At 39.9% G+C, this 17,777-nt stretch carries 19 protein-coding genes; 8 read left to right on the top strand and 11 right to left on the bottom strand.

Annotated elements, in window-relative coordinates; translation table 11 throughout:
- The 8 genes from DC498_RS24065 to DC498_RS24030 form a co-directional block, all read right to left on the bottom strand.
- A partial coding sequence (locus DC498_RS24065) for a carboxypeptidase-like regulatory domain-containing protein (RefSeq protein WP_206197736.1) occupies nucleotides 1-457 on the bottom strand: 457 nt, incomplete at its 3' end.
- A 201-nt stretch (nucleotides 458-658) separates the two neighbouring features.
- Nucleotides 659-1,456: a cupin domain-containing protein gene (locus DC498_RS24060; RefSeq protein WP_165813946.1), complete on the bottom strand. Its 798-nt coding sequence runs from the start codon at nucleotides 1,454-1,456 to the stop codon at nucleotides 659-661.
- Between the two features lie 25 nt (nucleotides 1,457-1,481).
- Nucleotides 1,482-2,234 carry an HpcH/HpaI aldolase family protein gene (locus DC498_RS24055; protein WP_116876676.1) on the bottom strand — a complete coding sequence of 251 codons (753 nt, stop codon included), beginning with the start codon at nucleotides 2,232-2,234 and terminating at the stop codon, nucleotides 1,482-1,484.
- A 7-nt stretch (nucleotides 2,235-2,241) separates the two neighbouring features.
- Entirely contained in the window at nucleotides 2,242-3,090 is an 849-nt protein-coding gene (locus tag DC498_RS24050) for a sugar phosphate isomerase/epimerase family protein (protein WP_165813945.1), read from the bottom strand.
- Nucleotides 3,090-3,869, bottom strand: coding sequence for an SDR family NAD(P)-dependent oxidoreductase (locus DC498_RS24045; protein ID WP_116876674.1), 780 nt, complete (start codon nucleotides 3,867-3,869; stop codon nucleotides 3,090-3,092). Before DC498_RS24045 ends, DC498_RS24050 begins: the two co-directional genes overlap by 1 nt.
- Before the next feature lie 89 nt (nucleotides 3,870-3,958).
- Complete coding sequence (locus DC498_RS24040; protein WP_116876673.1) at nucleotides 3,959-5,677, bottom strand: apiosidase-like domain-containing protein; 1,719 nt, start codon at nucleotides 5,675-5,677, stop codon at nucleotides 3,959-3,961.
- A gap of 42 nt (nucleotides 5,678-5,719) precedes the next feature.
- On the bottom strand, nucleotides 5,720-7,186 hold the full coding sequence (gene aldA / locus DC498_RS24035) for an aldehyde dehydrogenase (RefSeq protein WP_116876672.1): 1,467 nt from the start codon (nucleotides 7,184-7,186) through the stop codon (nucleotides 5,720-5,722).
- Between the two features lie 6 nt (nucleotides 7,187-7,192).
- Nucleotides 7,193-8,206 (bottom strand): NAD(P)-dependent oxidoreductase, encoded by a 1,014-nt coding sequence (locus tag DC498_RS24030; protein WP_116876671.1) that lies wholly within the window; start codon nucleotides 8,204-8,206, stop codon nucleotides 7,193-7,195.
- Nucleotides 8,207-8,373: 167 nt separating this feature from the next.
- Between DC498_RS24030 and DC498_RS24025 the strand changes: the two genes are divergently transcribed.
- Nucleotides 8,374-9,270, top strand: coding sequence for an AraC family transcriptional regulator (locus DC498_RS24025; protein WP_116876670.1), 897 nt, complete (start codon nucleotides 8,374-8,376; stop codon nucleotides 9,268-9,270).
- Nucleotides 9,271-9,313: 43 nt separating this feature from the next.
- Here DC498_RS24025 and DC498_RS24020 read toward each other — a convergent pair whose 3' ends face one another.
- Complete coding sequence (locus DC498_RS24020) at nucleotides 9,314-10,042, bottom strand: esterase family protein (RefSeq protein WP_116876669.1); 729 nt, start codon at nucleotides 10,040-10,042, stop codon at nucleotides 9,314-9,316.
- A 113-nt stretch (nucleotides 10,043-10,155) separates the two neighbouring features.
- Nucleotides 10,156-10,899 (bottom strand): ParA family protein, encoded by a 744-nt coding sequence (locus DC498_RS24015; protein ID WP_116876668.1) that lies wholly within the window; start codon nucleotides 10,897-10,899, stop codon nucleotides 10,156-10,158.
- Nucleotides 10,900-11,097: 198 nt separating this feature from the next.
- On the opposite strand from DC498_RS24015, the gene DC498_RS24010 reads away from it, so the two are divergent.
- From DC498_RS24010 to DC498_RS23995, 4 genes are all read left to right on the top strand, one after another.
- Nucleotides 11,098-11,583, top strand: coding sequence for a GNAT family N-acetyltransferase (locus DC498_RS24010; RefSeq protein ID WP_116876667.1), 486 nt, complete (start codon nucleotides 11,098-11,100; stop codon nucleotides 11,581-11,583).
- Nucleotides 11,584-11,751: 168 nt separating this feature from the next.
- Nucleotides 11,752-12,450, top strand: a complete 699-nt coding sequence (locus tag DC498_RS24005; RefSeq protein ID WP_116876678.1) for a VIT1/CCC1 transporter family protein — start codon at nucleotides 11,752-11,754, stop codon at nucleotides 12,448-12,450.
- 207 nt (nucleotides 12,451-12,657) lie between these two features.
- The gene (locus DC498_RS24000) at nucleotides 12,658-13,695 is read left to right on the top strand and encodes a 2-oxoacid:ferredoxin oxidoreductase subunit beta (RefSeq protein WP_116876666.1); all 1,038 of its coding nucleotides are present in this window, start codon (nucleotides 12,658-12,660) and stop codon (nucleotides 13,693-13,695) included.
- A gap of 217 nt (nucleotides 13,696-13,912) precedes the next feature.
- Nucleotides 13,913-14,215, top strand: a complete 303-nt coding sequence (locus DC498_RS23995) for a hypothetical protein (RefSeq protein ID WP_116876665.1) — start codon at nucleotides 13,913-13,915, stop codon at nucleotides 14,213-14,215.
- A 463-nt stretch (nucleotides 14,216-14,678) separates the two neighbouring features.
- On the opposite strand, the gene DC498_RS23990 is transcribed toward DC498_RS23995, so the two are convergent.
- The gene (locus DC498_RS23990) at nucleotides 14,679-15,566 is read right to left on the bottom strand and encodes a cupin-like domain-containing protein (protein WP_116876664.1); all 888 of its coding nucleotides are present in this window, start codon (nucleotides 15,564-15,566) and stop codon (nucleotides 14,679-14,681) included.
- 294 nt (nucleotides 15,567-15,860) lie between these two features.
- On the opposite strand from DC498_RS23990, the gene DC498_RS23985 reads away from it, so the two are divergent.
- From DC498_RS23985 to DC498_RS23975, 3 genes are all read left to right on the top strand, one after another.
- Nucleotides 15,861-16,517, top strand: coding sequence for a peptidase M10 (locus DC498_RS23985; protein ID WP_116876663.1), 657 nt, complete (start codon nucleotides 15,861-15,863; stop codon nucleotides 16,515-16,517).
- Between the two features lie 2 nt (nucleotides 16,518-16,519).
- Entirely contained in the window at nucleotides 16,520-17,110 is a 591-nt protein-coding gene (locus tag DC498_RS23980; protein ID WP_116876662.1) for an acyl carrier protein phosphodiesterase, read from the top strand.
- 82 nt (nucleotides 17,111-17,192) lie between these two features.
- A complete protein-coding gene (locus DC498_RS23975; protein WP_116876661.1) occupies nucleotides 17,193-17,762 on the top strand; it encodes a DUF2911 domain-containing protein in 570 nt (189 codons plus the stop codon).
- Nucleotides 17,763-17,777: the final 15 nt, after the last annotated feature.

Here is a 17,777-nt window from a genome sequence, read left to right as displayed (position 1 = left end):
GGAGTTTCTGACCGACATTCGTAACCGGTATATCTTTTAATTCTTTACCGTTTATATTGGCTATTGCTCCCGTGATCTCACGCTTTTTCTGCGTACCGTAGCTTACCACTACTACTTCACTCAAATTTTGTGAGATAGCCCCGAGACTAATATTAATATCATTATCATTGTTTGCTACAATTGTTTTGGGATTGTAACCTGTGAAGGTGAACACTAAAGATGTACCTTTAACCACATCAATATTATAAACCCCGGCAGTATTAGTTTTAGTTGCTTTGGTAGTACCGGCAACTGATACAGTAACACCTGCCAAAGGGCTGCCATTAGCAGAGTCAGCAACTATACCGGAAATTTTTAAAATATCCTGTGAAAAAGAGTAATAATGAAAAGCCAGTAGTAAGATCAATATCATACCACACCTCTTCCAGGATGAAAATGGCAATCCTCGTTTTTTCATAATAAACTAGTTTTTTGGTTTTGATCAGAATTATTGCTGCTTGTCAGAAGAAAGTTTTTGGGACAAAAAAATGTTATACGATAAAATTACTGTAGCAATACATCAATTAAAATGTACATCCTGACAATTCATTTATACTTTTTGGCGAAATATATTTATATAATTGCCAGATAGATTAAGCAGTAGTAATCATTGAAATTTTTAAAAATCAGCTACTTCAGTCCGTACAGGCATGGCGCCTGCATATACCCATATCATATACATTTCATTATGATATGGATTAATGAAGTAGTGTGGTAATCCCTGTGGCTGTAATGCAGTTGACAAATCAGAGAGAACATATTTTTTTTGTTGAGTTATACATACAGCTTTTCCTGAAATGATGCATATAGATTCATCAAACGCATGAAAATGCGCAGGGAGTCTTCCGTCTTTATAAAAAATTCCCAGTCCACCACTCATTCCAATACCACTAAGCATGCTTTCATTAAAATAATCAATAAATGCCGTGCTGCTGCCTGCATCATACCGGGTGGCAAACCTATACCGGGTAATATATTCTTTACCGGATATTCCATTAAAATCATCAGGTATTGATATGTATGCGTCAAATATTTTTTCACTAATACTTCTTTCCGGAACAGATACCGGCATCGCAATATGAAATATGGCTTTTTCTCCGGGTGAATTGTTGATCACTTTATGCATTACCTTTTCCGGAATGGTAATATTATCATATTGCTGTAAGTGATACCTGCGATTTTCAACTTCCACTACTGCGCTCCCTGTTAATAAAGTAATAGATTCTGCATGCGGGTGTGTATGGGCAGGTAATGATTTGCCCGCATCAAACGTAACGATAGCGGTAAACAGGTTAACAGCATTATTGTGCGCTCCCACCAGTGCTTCGCATATAATACCCGGAGCTAATTCAGCAATTGCTCCGGAGCCGATTGGGTTAATAATTTCCAACCTTCCGTCTGCAGAACCGGAAGTCATAGTTGATTGTATACTCATAAAATAATCAGAGAAAAGAATTAATTGTTTTTAAAAGAAGCCCGGCATCTGTTCCGATGGCAAGCATATGAAACCCCTGCTGATACCTGTGATCCATGTCCTCTTTTGAGCGTATCATCACACCGCAATTTTTACCGGCGGCGATAATTTTATCTTTTAAATCATTAATGGTTTCCGCAATTCCTTTTCCCTCCCATTCGCCGGCGTACCCTGCTGATGCAGAATAGTCAGCGGGACCAAAAAAAATAATTTCAGTATTACCTGCTGCAATGATCTCATCAATGCTTTTACCTCCTTTTACCGATTCAATAATGGGAATCATCATCAGGTGTTTGCCAGCATCAGCAACATGTTGGGCAAATGCACTACCCCATTTTGTTGCGCGTTCTGCGCCGATGCCGCGTATACCGTTGGGAGGATACTGTGCATAGGCAAGCGCTTTATTCCAGTCGTCAACAGTTTCAATATGCGGCACTACTATACCATCTGCACCAATATCCAATACACGTTTAATAATGCCTTCGTCTATATGAGAGATTCTTACCAATACAACTGTATTGCTGCGCACAGCTGCTCTTATATGTTCTGTAATATTATGCCAGTCCAGGTGCCCGTGCTCTGCATCAATCACTATCCAGTCTAATCCGCAATGCACAGCTATCTCGGTAATGGATGGCGATTCAAGTGTTATCCATAAGCCGTATACTGCCTGTTGAGCAGATAGTTTTTTTCGCATCAGTTCCAGGGCAGCTGTTTTCATTATGGATTTATTTTTGAATGCTTTTTAAAATAATATCTCTCAGTAAAATAGTTTCAGACAAAGTATCTGCTTCATTGCATTGCTCCCATTTGATCCATATATATTCCAATCCTATCCAACCTTCAAAATTGCCTGCTTTCAGTTGCCGTACAATTTTTCCATAATCAATAATATTTTCAGCTACTGATGACTGTAACCTTCCGGCTTTTGCACCACGGGCATGAAAATGATTGGCATAAGGAAGTAATATCTCTGTTTCCTGCTGGGAATAACCATTCCTGATAAAATGCGTGTAATCGAGTGTGATATAAAGACCCGGCACCGACTTTACCAATGTTAACACATCCGCAGGTTTTGTATATGGGGAGCCCACATGTGCTTCAATAGAAAACGAGAGATCGGTTTTACCTGCCTGCTCTACACGCCAGTTCAATTCTTCATAACTCCTTTGTACGGAATCTTCAGGTGATTCAATTTCAGGAAATGCCATACCCGGCAAACAAGTGATATGTTCTGCCTGCGCATATTGTGCATATTCTATCAACTTCAAAAATTGCGCTCTCGCAAACCTTCTTTTATCGGCATCCGGATGGTTAATGGCAAACTTAGCCAGGTCGTTATCAAGCTGTAAATAAATGTCAGCAATCATTAACCCGCGATCAGATGCTTTTTTGTGCAGCAGCTTTGCATTTTTTTCCAGCGCTGAAAACTCGCCTTCAGCCTGTATGTGCGATCTTCCGGTAAACAACCCGATATCTACTCCTTCACAATCCAACATGGCTATAAGGTCTAAAGCCTTGTCGTGCGGCAAAAGCGGAAAGGTAAAATCAGCGCAGGATATTTTTATCTTTTTCATTATGAAAGTCCTCCCTCCCATTCTGCAGTGGCAAGATAACCGCCATCAATTATTAAACTGGTTCCGGTAATGCCTGATGAATCATCGCTGCACAGGTATGCAACACTGCTGGCAATTTCACGTGGTTGTAAAATACGCCCGATTGGCACACGATATAATCGCTCAGCAATTTCAGACTCACCACCCATATGTTCTCTTAGCATAGGCGTGTCAGTTATACCCGGACAAACTGTATTACACCTTATACCGTCAGATGCATAATCAATTGCCATAGATTTGGTAAGCATCATCACTGCACCCTTTGCAGCAATATAACCGGGCGTTCTTGCCTGGCCAACAAAACTGCTTACCGATCCTATATTGATGATACTGCTGGCAACATTCTTCTTCAGGTATGGATAAGCATATTTAAAACTTAAAAAAATCGCTTTTAAATTAATATTCAATTGATGATCCCATTCAGCGGTACTGTATTCATGAAGGCTTTTTACCATATTGATCGCCCCGTTATTTATAATAATATGCAATCCGCCAAAAGTGGCCACGGTATCTTCAATTGATTTGTGTATTAATGCTTCTACATTAAGGTCACAAAAAAAAAATACAGCATTGCCTCCTTTTGATTTAATGCATTCAGTCACGTTTTTTCCTTCTTTTTCTTTTATATCAATAATAGCCACATTAGCGCCCTCTTCTGCAAAAAATTCTGCAATGCCCCTGCCAATGCCCTGCGCGGCGCCACTTATCCAAACAGTTTTATCAATAAATCTTTTTTGCATACAAATAGTGTTTATCTTTTAAATGGTTCAGGGATTTGGAAGAAACGGTATTAAGCTTACTGAGTGATGTACCTGTTAAAATGTTTTAATTAGTTTTTTGTCAGTACTAATACCCAATCTTGCTTGGCTTCGGGAGAAGTGATCGCAAATTTTCCTGAAGCGTCTGTTGTTATTGCAAATTCTTTTTCCCTGATTACAGTAATTGGATTAAACCAGAATGCTTTGTATTGCTGGTTAGATACAGGAATTGTAATCGTAATAGTTCCGGGTGAGGGCAGATAAGCTAATGCCGATTGGTTACCGGCAGCAACTGCTAATACGGCTGTATCCTTTGCAGACCATTGAGTGATCATCCCGGGCTGGGGTTGAAAACTATTCCAGCCGGGGATTGATTCTATTAACTTTCTTGCTGCCCCGATTTGTGTAGAGCCCGGCAATTGCATTGCTTCGTTCCATGGCGTAATTCCCCAATTATTGCCACCCGGTGAATTACCATAAGGCTTATCAATACCATTGAGTTGCCAGATGCCATTAGCACCGTAGGTATGTCCTGCTAATCCGCTGTTTACGGTATGAGCCCAAAAAGCGCCACGGGGTGCTTCAGCAGGAAGCGGCTTTGGGATTGCCAGTGCCTCATACCGGGATTCTCCGCTCATCACCGGCATTACAGGTTGCGTACGCCATCCTTCAAGTGCAAGTGCAGATTGTTTAGCAGGTCCGGAACCGTGCCCGCTCTGATGCATATCAAAATCAAGAAGAGCAGGATCAGTCAGCGATTCTCTTGCTGTTCTGGAAGGGTGAGCAGTGACTGTTCTTTTGAAAGGATCTGTTTCCTTCATATATCTTATCACATTGGTCCACTCTGTTTTCAGCCATTCTCTGTCTGCATCTTTTGTTTGTGAAAGATAAAACGGCATGGTGATCTCTCCTGCAGCGCACCACACTACAGGTAAAGCGCCCCATCTTGCAATAAGATAACGCCAATGTTGTTTCATTTTATCAACGCCCAACCATGGCAGGTGATAGCCCCATGCACCAACTATACAGGGAGTGATGCCCTGCTCAGCCAGGTACATAATTTTTTTATCGGCGGCGTCAAAGTAAGCAGGCCTGATACCGGCATAGTCAGCTTCCCAGGGAAAGCCCGCTTCATTTTCTCCACGCGGATCAAATGCCGGCATATCAGGGTAAAGCCCTGCCACAATCTGCACTACATTAAATCCTTTCTTTATTCTGTCGTCCGCAAGTTTTTTAACATCATCCGGCCATACCAGTCTTTTGGTTAAGCCCATCCACCATGTATCGCCCATCCAGAAAAACGGCGTACCGTCTCCGTATGCAAAATGTCTTTTATCATCAGCAATCCTTACTGCGCCACGCTGTAATAGCGGATTGCTCCCTTTATACCTTTTGATCTCAACTTTACCTTTTACATTATTCAAACCATTATCTTCATTTTTAGAACAGGCTGTCGTAAAGCTGTGCGTTCCTTCTAACGGTGATGCATACCTTATTTTCCAAACTTTACCACCATCCCAAAAAGCTGGCACCTTTAATTGCTTACCGGACGGGTCAGTAAATATTGCATCCAATTCAACTTCATTGAATGGGTCTTTATAATCACCGGAAGCAGTAAGTGTTATCTCAACCATTTTATTACTTTCGGTTTTTACCACAATATCTTTACTAAACAGGATTGCTGGCAGCACGAACAGTAATATGCAGCACAATGCATATCTTTTCAATTTTGTGGTACTGCTAAAATATGTGGCACACAATGAGGAAATAAGGAATAGTGCTGATCTCATAAATTTTGATTTGGCGTGAATACAATCGTTTAGAAATATGGGTTACACTGTTTGTTGAATATACACCGTTTTAGTTTGCAAATATTCTTCAAGTCCATGTTTTCCGTCAGCGCCGCCTATTCCGGATTTACGCCAGCCGGCATGAAATCCCTGGATAGCCTCAAAATTTTCACGATTAAAATAAACTTCTCCAAATTTCAATTCCTTGGTTGCCCGCAACATCTTGTTGATATCCCTGGTGTATACGGCAGAAGTAAGCCCGTATTCACTGTCATTGGCATGTTTCAGCGCTTCATCAAAATCTTTTACTTTCATAACAGGCAATACAGGGCCGAACACTTCTTTCTGCATAATCTCCGCGTCTTGTTTTACATCAACAATAATTGTAGGCTCGTAAAAATATCCTTTGCCGAATGCAGTAGATTTTTTTCCTCCCGTTACTATCTTAGCTCCGGCAGATTGAGCCCGCTCTACCATTCCATTAATTTTATCCAATTGCTTCCGGTTAATTTGTGCGCTCATATCTATATCGCTATCGTTGGATGCATTACCTACTTTTACCGCTTTCATTGCAGCAGTTAATTTTTCTAAAAACTCATCATATACCGCTTCCTCTACATACACACGCTCAGCGCAATTACATACCTGCCCGCTATAAATAATCCTGGACGCAACAATTGCTTTTACCGCCACTTCCATATCAGCATCTCTGCAAACAATAGCCGGTGCTTTACCTCCCAGCTCCAGTGAAACTTTGGTAATATTCTTTGCAGCGGCAGCCATTACTTTATGCCCGGAATCAACACTGCCTGTAAGACTGATAATGCCTACATTTTTATTATTGGTAAGCGCTTCACCTATTTCACTTCCGTATCCGCAAACCACATTCAATACGCCTTTAGGCAGATTTACTTTATCTAATAATTTTGTGAATGCCAAACAGGTCAACGGCGCTTCTTCGCTTACTTTAACAACAATAGTATTACCGGTTAATAATGAAGGCGCTACTTTACGAGCCATTACAAAGAATGGAAAATTCCAGGGACATATGCCTACTACCACACCAATGGGTAGTTTATGCAAAAAAATCTGTTCACCCGGGCGGTCACTTTGTATGATCTCTCCTTCATATGCACGTGCAAATCCTGCATAGTAGTCGTAATACTCAGCAGTAACGTCAATTTCAACCTGGGCCAGTCCTTTTACTTTAGCCTGTTCCCTGGCCAGTGTTTCTGCAAGCATCACCCTGTTTTCCCTGATTACATTCGCCATTGCTTTGAGATAATTAGCACGAACTACAGATGGTAACAAGCTCCACTCATGCTGCGCAGCCACAGCAGCATCTATTGCTGCGTCTGCCTCTTTTTGCCCGCCCCTGGGCACTACTGCTATTACTTCTTCTGTACAGGGATCAAGCACATCAATATAACCGCCGGAAGATAAGGAACCAACAAAAGCTCCATTGATATAATGCTGGTATTTTGCTATAGTAGTATGATTGGAACTCATAAATGATTATTTTATTTTTTCAGAATACCATTGATCTATAATATCAGTATTTAAAACATGATCAGGGATTTTTCCCTGTGCCACCTGTACCACCTGTGTGCAGGCCATGCGCCCAATCTCCCTGAAAAGCTCATTTGTCCACGCTATGCAATGAGGCGCCATCAATACATTGTCCATAGCAAAAAAAGGGTGGCTTTCAATTACAGGTTCTTTTTCAAAAACATCTGTTGCATATCCCGCTATTTTTTTATTGGTGAGTGTATTTATCAGCGCCTGTTCATTGATTATACCTCCCCGCGCAGTGTTAATGATAAATGCAGATTCTTTCACTAATGTCAATTCCTTTTCATCAACAAGGTTTTTTGTTTCAGGCGTTAACGGGCAATTGACAGATATAAAATCGGCATTTTGCAATAAAGTCTGCAGATCTGCTTTTTTAACACCGAGAGCAACTGCTCTTTCCTCACTGATATATGGATCATATACCAGCGGTTGCTGCATATTGAAAACCTTAAGCATTTGTGTGAGCTGACCGCCGATGCCGCCAAACCCAATTACGCCCAATATTTTTTCACGCAATTCACTCCCGGTGTATTGGTTTCTTTCCAGCCATTTTCCCTCTCTTACCAATTTATTTTTTGCAACCAGCTTGTGAGAAAGCGCCAGCATCCAGGCAATAATAGCTTCTGCAACTGAATAATTTACTGCACCTCTTGTAATCGTTACAATTACATTTGCTTTGCTGCATGCATCCACATCAAGCATATCGTAGCCCACGCCAAACCTGCATATTGCTTTTAATCGTGTTACATTCTTAAAACTTCCGGCAGTATAAGCCGGCGATAAAGAAATAATAGCATCATATTGCTGCAGTGTTTCGGGCTGCAAAGGAGACTCCCACTTTTCTAAAAAATCATATTTTATATCCGGGACTTTATCAAGAATATCCAATCCCATATCCTTATATGTGAGTATTCCTTCCGGTGTTAAAAAATCTCTTGTCAGTCCAACTTTAAACATGCAGCATTCTGTTTGTTTTAATAGTCTATATATTTTTTGTAGAGACAGGATAGTATTTATACAAACAAATTTATCCAGCAGGCAGGCCTAAAAAAATGGATAAAATATTTTCTTTTTGTACCTTTTGACATATTTTGATTGCCGGTTTATTAAATGCTTGATGTCATATGAACGATTACTGCAAGTACATGAGCGGTACGCTCGCAGAAGAAAAATGGGGGCTATATATAGATACAGCGGGTTTCTCAAAAGTATACCCTCATCAGAATTACCCCAAAAATTACGAACATCCGTCTACGCATACATTCTCATGGAGTAAAGGACGCATTTTGCGCGGGCATCAATTAATATATGTGTCAAGGGGTGGCGGTATTTTTGAATCAGAATTTTCAGACCCTATTGAAATTACGGAAGGCACCTGCATGTTTTTGCATGCAGGTGTATGGCACCGCTATAAACCTAATGACAATTCTGGCTGGGATGAATACTGGATAGGCTTTAACGGCAATTATGCCAATGACCTGATGCGAAATGATTTTTTCAATGTGAAATACCCTTTCATTAAAGTAGGCTTATCATCAGAGCTATTAAATCTTTTTCAAAAGCTTATTGAAACCGTGCATACTGCACCATCGGGCTATCAGCAAATAAGTTCAGGCATTACACTGCAGATACTGGGATATTTATATTCTGTATCATTAAGTAATGAAACGGAAAAATCACCAATAGGGCGGTTGATAGAAAAAGCAAAATTCTTATTACAGGAATCTTTGGAAAAGCATATTGATCTTGAGAAAATGGCCCGTGAGTTACCAATGGGATATTCTTCTTTCAGAAAAGAATTTAAACGCCTTACTGGCGAACCTCCTAATCAGTTTGTATTAAACCTCAGGTTAACGCGGGCAAAATATTTACTGGAAACAACAACATTAACCATTAATGAAATTGCTCAGCAAACAGGCTTTGAATCGGTGTTTTATTTTTCTAAGCTATTTAAAAAAAGAAATGGCAAATCACCTAAATCTTATAGAAGTAAAACAGATGAAGAAAGTTTTGAGGATTAGGTAATCACATAATAATATTCACAGATTATATACGGCATCCTTGTTAAAACCTGTTGCTAATAAAATGCGGCAGCATTTTACGCCAGGTTGGCCAATCATGTGTAATGTCCTCTCCCCAAATATCCAGCTCATGCCATATCCCTTTATTCCATAGCACTTCAGAAAATCTCCGGTTTGCCTGTGGATCTTCATAAGCGCCGCTGCCGGTAGCGATAATTATCTTTCCGTTGCGGATATGGTTTAAATACCATTCATCTGTAAGATTGGGAATATAATGCATAGGCGAATTGTAATATACCTGCTCATCATAATACCCTTTGGTATATTCCGTAAGATCGTATACACCGCTCATGGCAATAACACCGTTAAAAAGATCAGGACGTTTTAAAAACAGATTCATGGAATGCAACGCTCCGAAAGACGCGCCGCTAACAATGACCGGCGTATCCCAGGAGGTGTTGTTCTTAATAAAAGGAATGACTTCATTAAAAACATATTCATTAAACTGATTCTGGCGGATAGCTTTATGTGCGCCTTCCATATCGTTGTTCATCCAGCTTTCGGTATTAATGCTGTTGATGGAAAATACTTTGATTTTTCCTGCATCAATAAAGGGAGCAAGTGAATCTATAAGCTGAAAACGTTCATACTCCAGGTAATCTGCAGCTGCAGTTGGCACCAGCAGTAACGCAAATCCATAATGTCCGTAAGTAACCACCGGCATTTCTTTGAACAGCGCCGGGCTATACCATGATGTGATGTGTCTTTGCATATAAAATAAATTAGAGCCTGCCCGCCGGAAGCAGGAAATCAGCACATTTTCAAATTCATTCTCACATTACTCCCCTCGTCTTCAAATTTTCAAATTAACTCATTTTCAAATTATTACTCCAGCACCCCTTCCTTTATCTCCTGCCACAAATCTCTGTAGCATTTTGCGGCATAGCCTGATTTTGCAAATTCTTCCAATGGCACCCTGTGCACCCCCATCTTTTCTACATCTGAAAGATAGGGGATATAATTCTCAAAAAACTTTTTGTCTTTGTATAATGTTTCCATTATCTCGTTGTGCATATTCTTACGCAGATCGGCCATGGTAAAAAAACACATCATCTTTGAAAGATCAATACTTTTTTCTTTGAAATAGTCTTTCGTCATTTCATAGGTTCTTATAGAAAGTGTTGTCGGGATTACCGGCATCAATACTATATCAGAAGCATTGAAAATATTTTCCGCCAGCACGGAAAATCCAGGAGGGCAATCCAGGAAAACAAAGTCGTATGCTTTATTAAACGGTTGCAATAAGCTTTTTAACCGTTTTTTTGAAGATTTTAATTCTTCCATCATCACATCAAAGCTTTTTACAGAAACATCGGCGGGAATAATATCAAGATTTTCATAATTGGCAGCCATGATTGCTTCTTCAATATCTGCATCTTTTTCAACCAGCTTTTTTATTCCGCCTTTATATTTAGCTTTTGCCTGGTAGTAAAAACTTGTGGAGCCCTGCGGATCTATATCCCACAACAATGTTTTATACCCGTCTTTTGCAGCGAGATATGCAAAATTTACGCAGGAAGCAGTTTTGCCTACGCCACCTTTTAAGTTGTATAATGCTATAATTACCATGCAATGAATATATTAATTTTCCGGGGAAATTAATTCCTATCGGGTACTTTCAAGTTTTGCAGACGGGTTGTGTGCTCATCTTTAATCAAAATATTTATGAACCTTTTGTATGCGCTTTTACACTTGCACGGGTTACACCACGCATCTTAATGCTGCGTAGAAATAAAAAGATAATATTATGTTTGAGCTGTAGTTAAGATGGAAGATATAATCAACCATATTACCTTTAAACCAGCCGTCACAGACGCTGATTTCAGTGATGCGAAATGTCTTTTTCTGCAATATGCCCAATCGCTGGATATTGATCTTGGATTCCAGGGTTTTGACAATGAATTGACTAATATAAGTATACAATACAATAAACCAACAGGCGCGATATTGCTTGCATATAAAGATGATTTGGCTGTAGGTTGTGCAGGCATCAGGCAGTTTGACAAAAGGATTGCAGAATTAAAAAGAATGTTTGTTCAGCCGGAATACAGGCGATATAAAATTGGAAGACATTTAATGGAAATGGCTATTGATGCAGCAATAGGATCAGGCTATGAAAGCATTTGTCTTGATACTTTATCCTATATGAAAAATGCAATTGGATTATACCGATCCTTTGGCTTTTACGAAATACCGGCGTATAGATTTAATCCAGCCGATGATGCTATTTATATGGAAAAGCGGCTATCGTAAAATATATTCAGGGTAGTATCTATTATAGGCATAACTGCATGCAATTTTATAGAATTGAATCTTCCCCGGGTGAGGCAATATTGCGGGCCCTTACCGCTTGCAGCCATATCGTTGTTTCAGAAGCTTACTGTTATTAAGTATCTTAGAAAAACAATTACCCAATCAATAATGGCGGAAATCGCTTTAGAAAAGCATTATGTGAACCGTATAGGCTGGCTGAGGGCCGCGGTGCTTGGCGCTAATGACGGCATACTTTCTACCACAAGTATTGTGATAGGCGTTGCCGCTGCCGATACCACCCGTAATGCTATTGTGCTGGCTGCATTAGCGGGTATGATTGCCGGTGCTTTATCAATGGCAGCCGGAGAGTATGTTTCAGTGAGCTCTCAAAGTGACACGGAAAGAGCCGATCTTCAACGTGAACAGCAGGAACTGGAAGAAACACCTGAAAACGAGCTACGGGAACTGGCAGCTATTTATCAAAAGCGGGGGCTTTCTGCAGAGCTTTCTCTTGAGGTAGCCCGCCAGCTTACTATGCATAATGCACTTGAGGCTCATGCAAAAGATGAACTGGGCATAAATGAAATAACTGTTGCAAAACCATTACAGGCAGCCATTGCATCTTTTGCTTCCTTTATTGCCGGAGCGCTATTGCCTTTTACAATCGCGTTGGTAGCACCACTGGAATCAATGGTATATTTTCAATATATATTTGCCATATTTTTCCTTATGCTTTTAGGTGCCATTGCCGCAAAAGCAGGTGGCGCCGGTATTATTCCTGCTGTATTACGCATTTGTTTATGGGGCACTGCCGCCATGCTCATTACAGCAATCACCGGGCACCTTTTTGGTGTAAATACAGCCTGATACAGCTAAGATGCTATCATTCCTATGACTGCTAGCCTACGGTTGGTTTTTAAATTAAAAATGATGTGTAAGACGATTGGCTTCTGTAACCATTGATAATCAACATAATGCATATGATTTGCTACCTAAGCAGCATTAACATTATTTCCGCTTTAAGGAAACCAAATAAGCCGATATAGCTGTAAATTTGCGGTTCATTTTATCACGATGAACACTACAGCAATTCCCGCGCAGCCCACCCTCACCGCTAAAGACTTTGCAACAGACCAGGAAGTGAGATGGTGCCCCGGTTGCGGCGATTATTCTATATTAGCCCAGGTGCAGAAGGTTATGCCCGGATTAGGTATTCCTAAAGAGAATATTGTAATTATATCAGGTATCGGATGCTCTTCGCGTTTTCCGTATTATATGAACACATATGGCATGCACTCCATTCACGGAAGAGCAACAGCCATCGCTTCAGGCTTAAAAGCTTCCCGCCCTGAATTAAGTGTTTGGATTGTAGCAGGCGATGGAGATGCACTGAGTATTGGAGGAAATCACACTATTCACCTGCTGCGCCGCAATTTTGATGTGAATATGATGCTCTTCAATAACCAGATATATGGCTTAACCAAGGGGCAGTATTCTCCAACATCAGAAGAAAAAAAAGTCACCAAATCCTCGCCCCTGGGCAGTATTGACCATCCCTTTAACCCCCTGGCACTGGCAATGGGGGCAGATGCTTCGTTCATTGCAAGAAGTATGGACAGAGACCCCAAACACCTGCAGGAAATATTGATCAGGAGCTATAAACACAAAGGTGCTTCTTTTACAGAAATATACCAGAACTGTAACATTTTTAATGATGGCGCTTTTGAAATATTTACGGAAAAAAGCAGCAAGCCTGAACAGGCATTGTTTCTTGAACAGGGAAAACCATTGATATTTGGCGCTGCAAAAAATAAAGGCATTAAGCTGGATGGTTTAAAACCTGTAGTGGTAGAAATTGGCGACTCCGCAGGCGTTGATGATTTATGGATACATGATGAAAAAGATTTTTATAAGGCCCAGGTACTGGTAAGAATGTTTGATGATCCGTATAAAGACGAGCATTTGCCAAGGCCTTTTGGTGTGTTTTATGAAACGGACCGTGCCTGCTATGAAGATGTAATGACGATGCAGATAGAAGAAGCCATAGCAGTAAAGGGTAAGGGTGACCTGGATAAGCTTTTAAGGGGAAATGAGGTGTGGACGATTAATTAGGGATCAGCTTTCGGCAATCAGCTTGTTGGTGGCAATACTAAATCGACATGAGTAATTACGAAGAAATACACAATGTACTCCTCAACTATCTCAAAGCATTAAGAAGACTAAGAGAATTGAAAATTGCTCCAAATTCAAAAGACTTCACATCTCAACTTGGAGAATGGTTAATTGAGCAACTTCATGACGGTAAAAGAGCGACAAGTAGTATCCAGAAATGTTGGATGTTAAAGTTGACAATACAAAAATTCAAGTAAAAACACATGCAAAAGCGGCATCGACTTATGCTCGTTGGAGTTATATTAAACGTGACCCCACTGCTGATATAGACGAATTAATAATAATTGTTTTTTCGCCTGAATATAAACTAAAAGAGTTTTATAAAATAAAATGGGTTGACGCTTTACCGCTAATAAAAGAAGAAAAAGACGGTCATAAAATTTATTGGAATCATATTAATAAACATCAAGCCGATATTAAGACACTTCCCAAGCCTGACCTAATCTCTGTTTTTAAGTAATGTACTACCACCAACACTATAATGACCTTTCTTCAACTACTACCAGTCTTTCCTATTACCGGTTGCTTGATGCCGGCGCTGAAGGCACTCGCCGCTGATTGCCGATAGCTGACCGCTCAAAGCTCACTACCCATAGCTAACCCATTACATAAAAATGCCGGCGATAGACATCACCGGCCTGTGCTTACCTCTGAAACCACAAAAGAGACTTGTACATTACCGCATATTTTGAACAATACGGCAATGATGGTATATACCAATAATTTTAATTTCAGTAAAGTAGAAATAATTACAGGTTGGCAGTGTAGGTTGTCCTTAAGAAAATATTAGATTCTGTAAGATAATTTGGATAAGATTAGACCAGTTCCCGGTTCAAAGCCATTCACTTTTAAATTCCCGGCTGATATATATTAGCACAAATTTAATACGTGCGCTGAATATTCCAAAAAAGAAAGTAGAAATATTATACGCCTGCTTCTTCCAGCTCTTTTTTGGCGGCAGTAATAAGCTTTTCCTTTTTATAATCGTACCACCATTTGGGCGCGGTTTTTTTCATCAGTGTATCAATATTGCGCATGCCGATAAGATTCCATGCTCCCTTAAGTTTGCCGGTGATGCTTGATTGAAGCGCTCTGAGGCTCATAGCAAAACCGCTGTCCAGGTATTCCATATGGTGCCAATAGCCGGCAGGCATAAACAGGGTATCGCCATGTTCAAGTATTACTTCGTAGCCCCTGGCAAGTTTCAGCGCAGGAAATTTGCTGTAATCGGGAGTGCCGTTTTGCTGGTAATAATGTGAAAAATCGGCAAGACTTAACACTTCATAAGGCTTGCGATATAATTTATGCTGTTCTTCATAGGGAAACAGTAATACTCTCTTTTTGCCAACAAACTGGGTATGCAGGATATGAGACATGTCGATGTCAAAATGCATATGCGTTATGGAGGATGCGCCGCCTACAAACAACATAGGAAAGCGTTTTACAAATCCTTTCATCAACTCATCGGGCCACTCAAAGTCATGTGTAAGCTGTGGGGCGTGGTCAAAAATATTGAACAAAAATATTCTCCAACCGGCAGGTCCTTTGCTTATCATATCCACGTATTCTCCAAAGGTGGTATAATCATCTGCTCTATTTATGGGAGTATAGGCATCGCTTTTTGTATTATTATATATACCAACTTTTTTATCGCCTACAATTGCTTTAAAATAATCCCAGTTCCATTTATGATAGGCGGGCCATTCTTTAGCAAGGTTTTTTATGATCAATGGCTTGCCTGCTTCGTAATAATTTTTTTTAAAACCCTCTGGTGCAATCAGGTCAACAGTATCTACAGCTTTAAGTAACATATGCCCTTAAATTTTAACGCAAAAATAATCTAACAACACATACCAGTTGTTAAATGGTTCATAATGTGGAAATATGACAGGCGGACGACAATGGTCAGGGTTATATTGGCTTTACCAATTCAATTAATCAGGCTTTAAAATACCCTCATAAGCTGCGATTTTTTTTACAAACTCCTGCGAAGTTTCCGGTGTCATCGCCGGCATAAAAAACAGCTTTCATTTTGTAGAGCTGTTTTCCATTTTCCCTAAGTGCTATACTGTAGTTTTATTATCTTTCTGTTTTAACGCCAAGATATGGGTATAGTTGAAATATTGTCACCTGGTTCATTTGTTATTTTTTCGCATATCATTACCTATGGAAATGCATCAACTCCTGAGCTTACAGAACAGATACGGGATGAAATAGAGACCATGTGGAATGAGCCCGGGGCATATGTTTTCTTTAATGAGAGAGACTACCTGGTTCAATTCAAAATTTCCGCTGAGCATAAACCTTTAATTGAACCAGAAGAAATATTGGGCAACGATGATCCGAACAACAATTATTTTCGCATTGAGGAATTTGCACATGGCAACATTTCTTTTGTGGATGGGTTGGGTTGCAATACCGGTTATTTTAAATTAGAAAACCTGTATAAGGGTTCTACAACAGCGGCGCATGAATATGGACATACACTCGGTTTACAACACCCGGCTGACCTTGACCTTAGAGGTAAGGGCATACCTGGCATTATGTATCCACGAGGTACACTTGTAGACCCGCAATTTCAATACGACCCTTCAAAACCCGCGGGTGTACCCGGCGGCACAATGCATCCCATGTACAGGAAGGTGCACCAGGAGGATGTAGCTTTGTTGAAAATTCACAGGCTTAACTTTATTAATAATATTGCAGTGGTAGGAGATTTCAGCAGCATATGGCATCCTGATCATAAGGATATTAAACATTAAGCATGAACTATCTTGCTCACGCATATTTATCTTTTAACGATGCCGATGTATTGGTGGGCAATATGATCAGCGATTTTGTGAAGGGAAAACAAAAGGACTCCTATCCTGCCGGTATTCATAAAGGCATAATGCTGCACAGGGAAATAGATAGTTTTACAGACGCTCATCCTGCAACAGCAAAGGCAAAAGAATTTTTCAGACCGGCATACCGGTTATATTCAGGAGCATTTATTGATATCGTATATGATCATTTTCTCGCGAATGACAATATTATCTTTCCCGAAAAAGCGCTGATGGATTTTTCTCAGGCAACATACAAAACACTGGATAAGTATAATAATGACCTGCCGCTAACTTTTAAAGCTATGTTGCCATATATGAAACAGCATAACTGGTTGTTTAATTACCGGTATCGCTGGGGTATTAAAAACAGTTTTGGCGGATTAGTACACAGGGCGAAGTTTATGCATGATAGTAATGCGGCCTTTGAAATATTCGAAAACAATTATACAGCCCTGCAGCAATCCTATGCTGAATTCATGCCTGATATAATTTTATTTGCCAGGAACAGGTTTAACCTTTCTTTGCTATAATATACAACAATAGATACAGGAAATAATCGTTGCAATCCTTTCTGCTTTTCCGCAATCTTCTAAATATGTACATTTGTTGTTTATGAAAAAAATAAAAAGCATTTTAGCCATCCTTTTACTTTCCGGTTGCGTATTATCTGTATCTGCGCAGGATACCTGGCCCGCTACAGATAACTCTCCGATGGATATGGCATATTTTCCTGTAGATTATCCTATTCTTAAAATAAGAAAACAGGCGCCTGAAACACCAGTGGTGAAAGTGATATACAGCCGCCCTACCAAGAAAAACAGAAAAGTATTTGGCGAACTGGTAGAATATGGTACCGTATGGAGACTTGGAGCTAATGAAGCCACGGAAATAGATTTTTTTAAAGATGTGAAAATCGGCAATACTAAAATAAAGAAGGGACGGTATACATTATACGCTATACCAACACAGGAAAAATGGACAATTATTCTTAATAAGGACAATGATGTGTGGGGATCTTTTGCATATAATCAAAAAAACGATATTTTACGTACAGATATCAATGTTCAAAAAATAACACAGCCTGTTGAAGTATTTTCCATGATGTTTGAAAAAACAAACACAGGCACCAACCTGCTGATTGCATGGGAAGATGTAAAAGTTGCTTTACCCATAAGTTTCTAAAAACAAGATGCACCG

The sequence above is a fragment of the Terrimonas sp. genome, assembly GCF_003075435.1.
Taxonomy (GTDB): Bacteria; Bacteroidota; Bacteroidia; order Chitinophagales; family Chitinophagaceae; genus Agriterribacter.
This window is presented reverse-complemented; position numbering and strand designations above follow the sequence as displayed.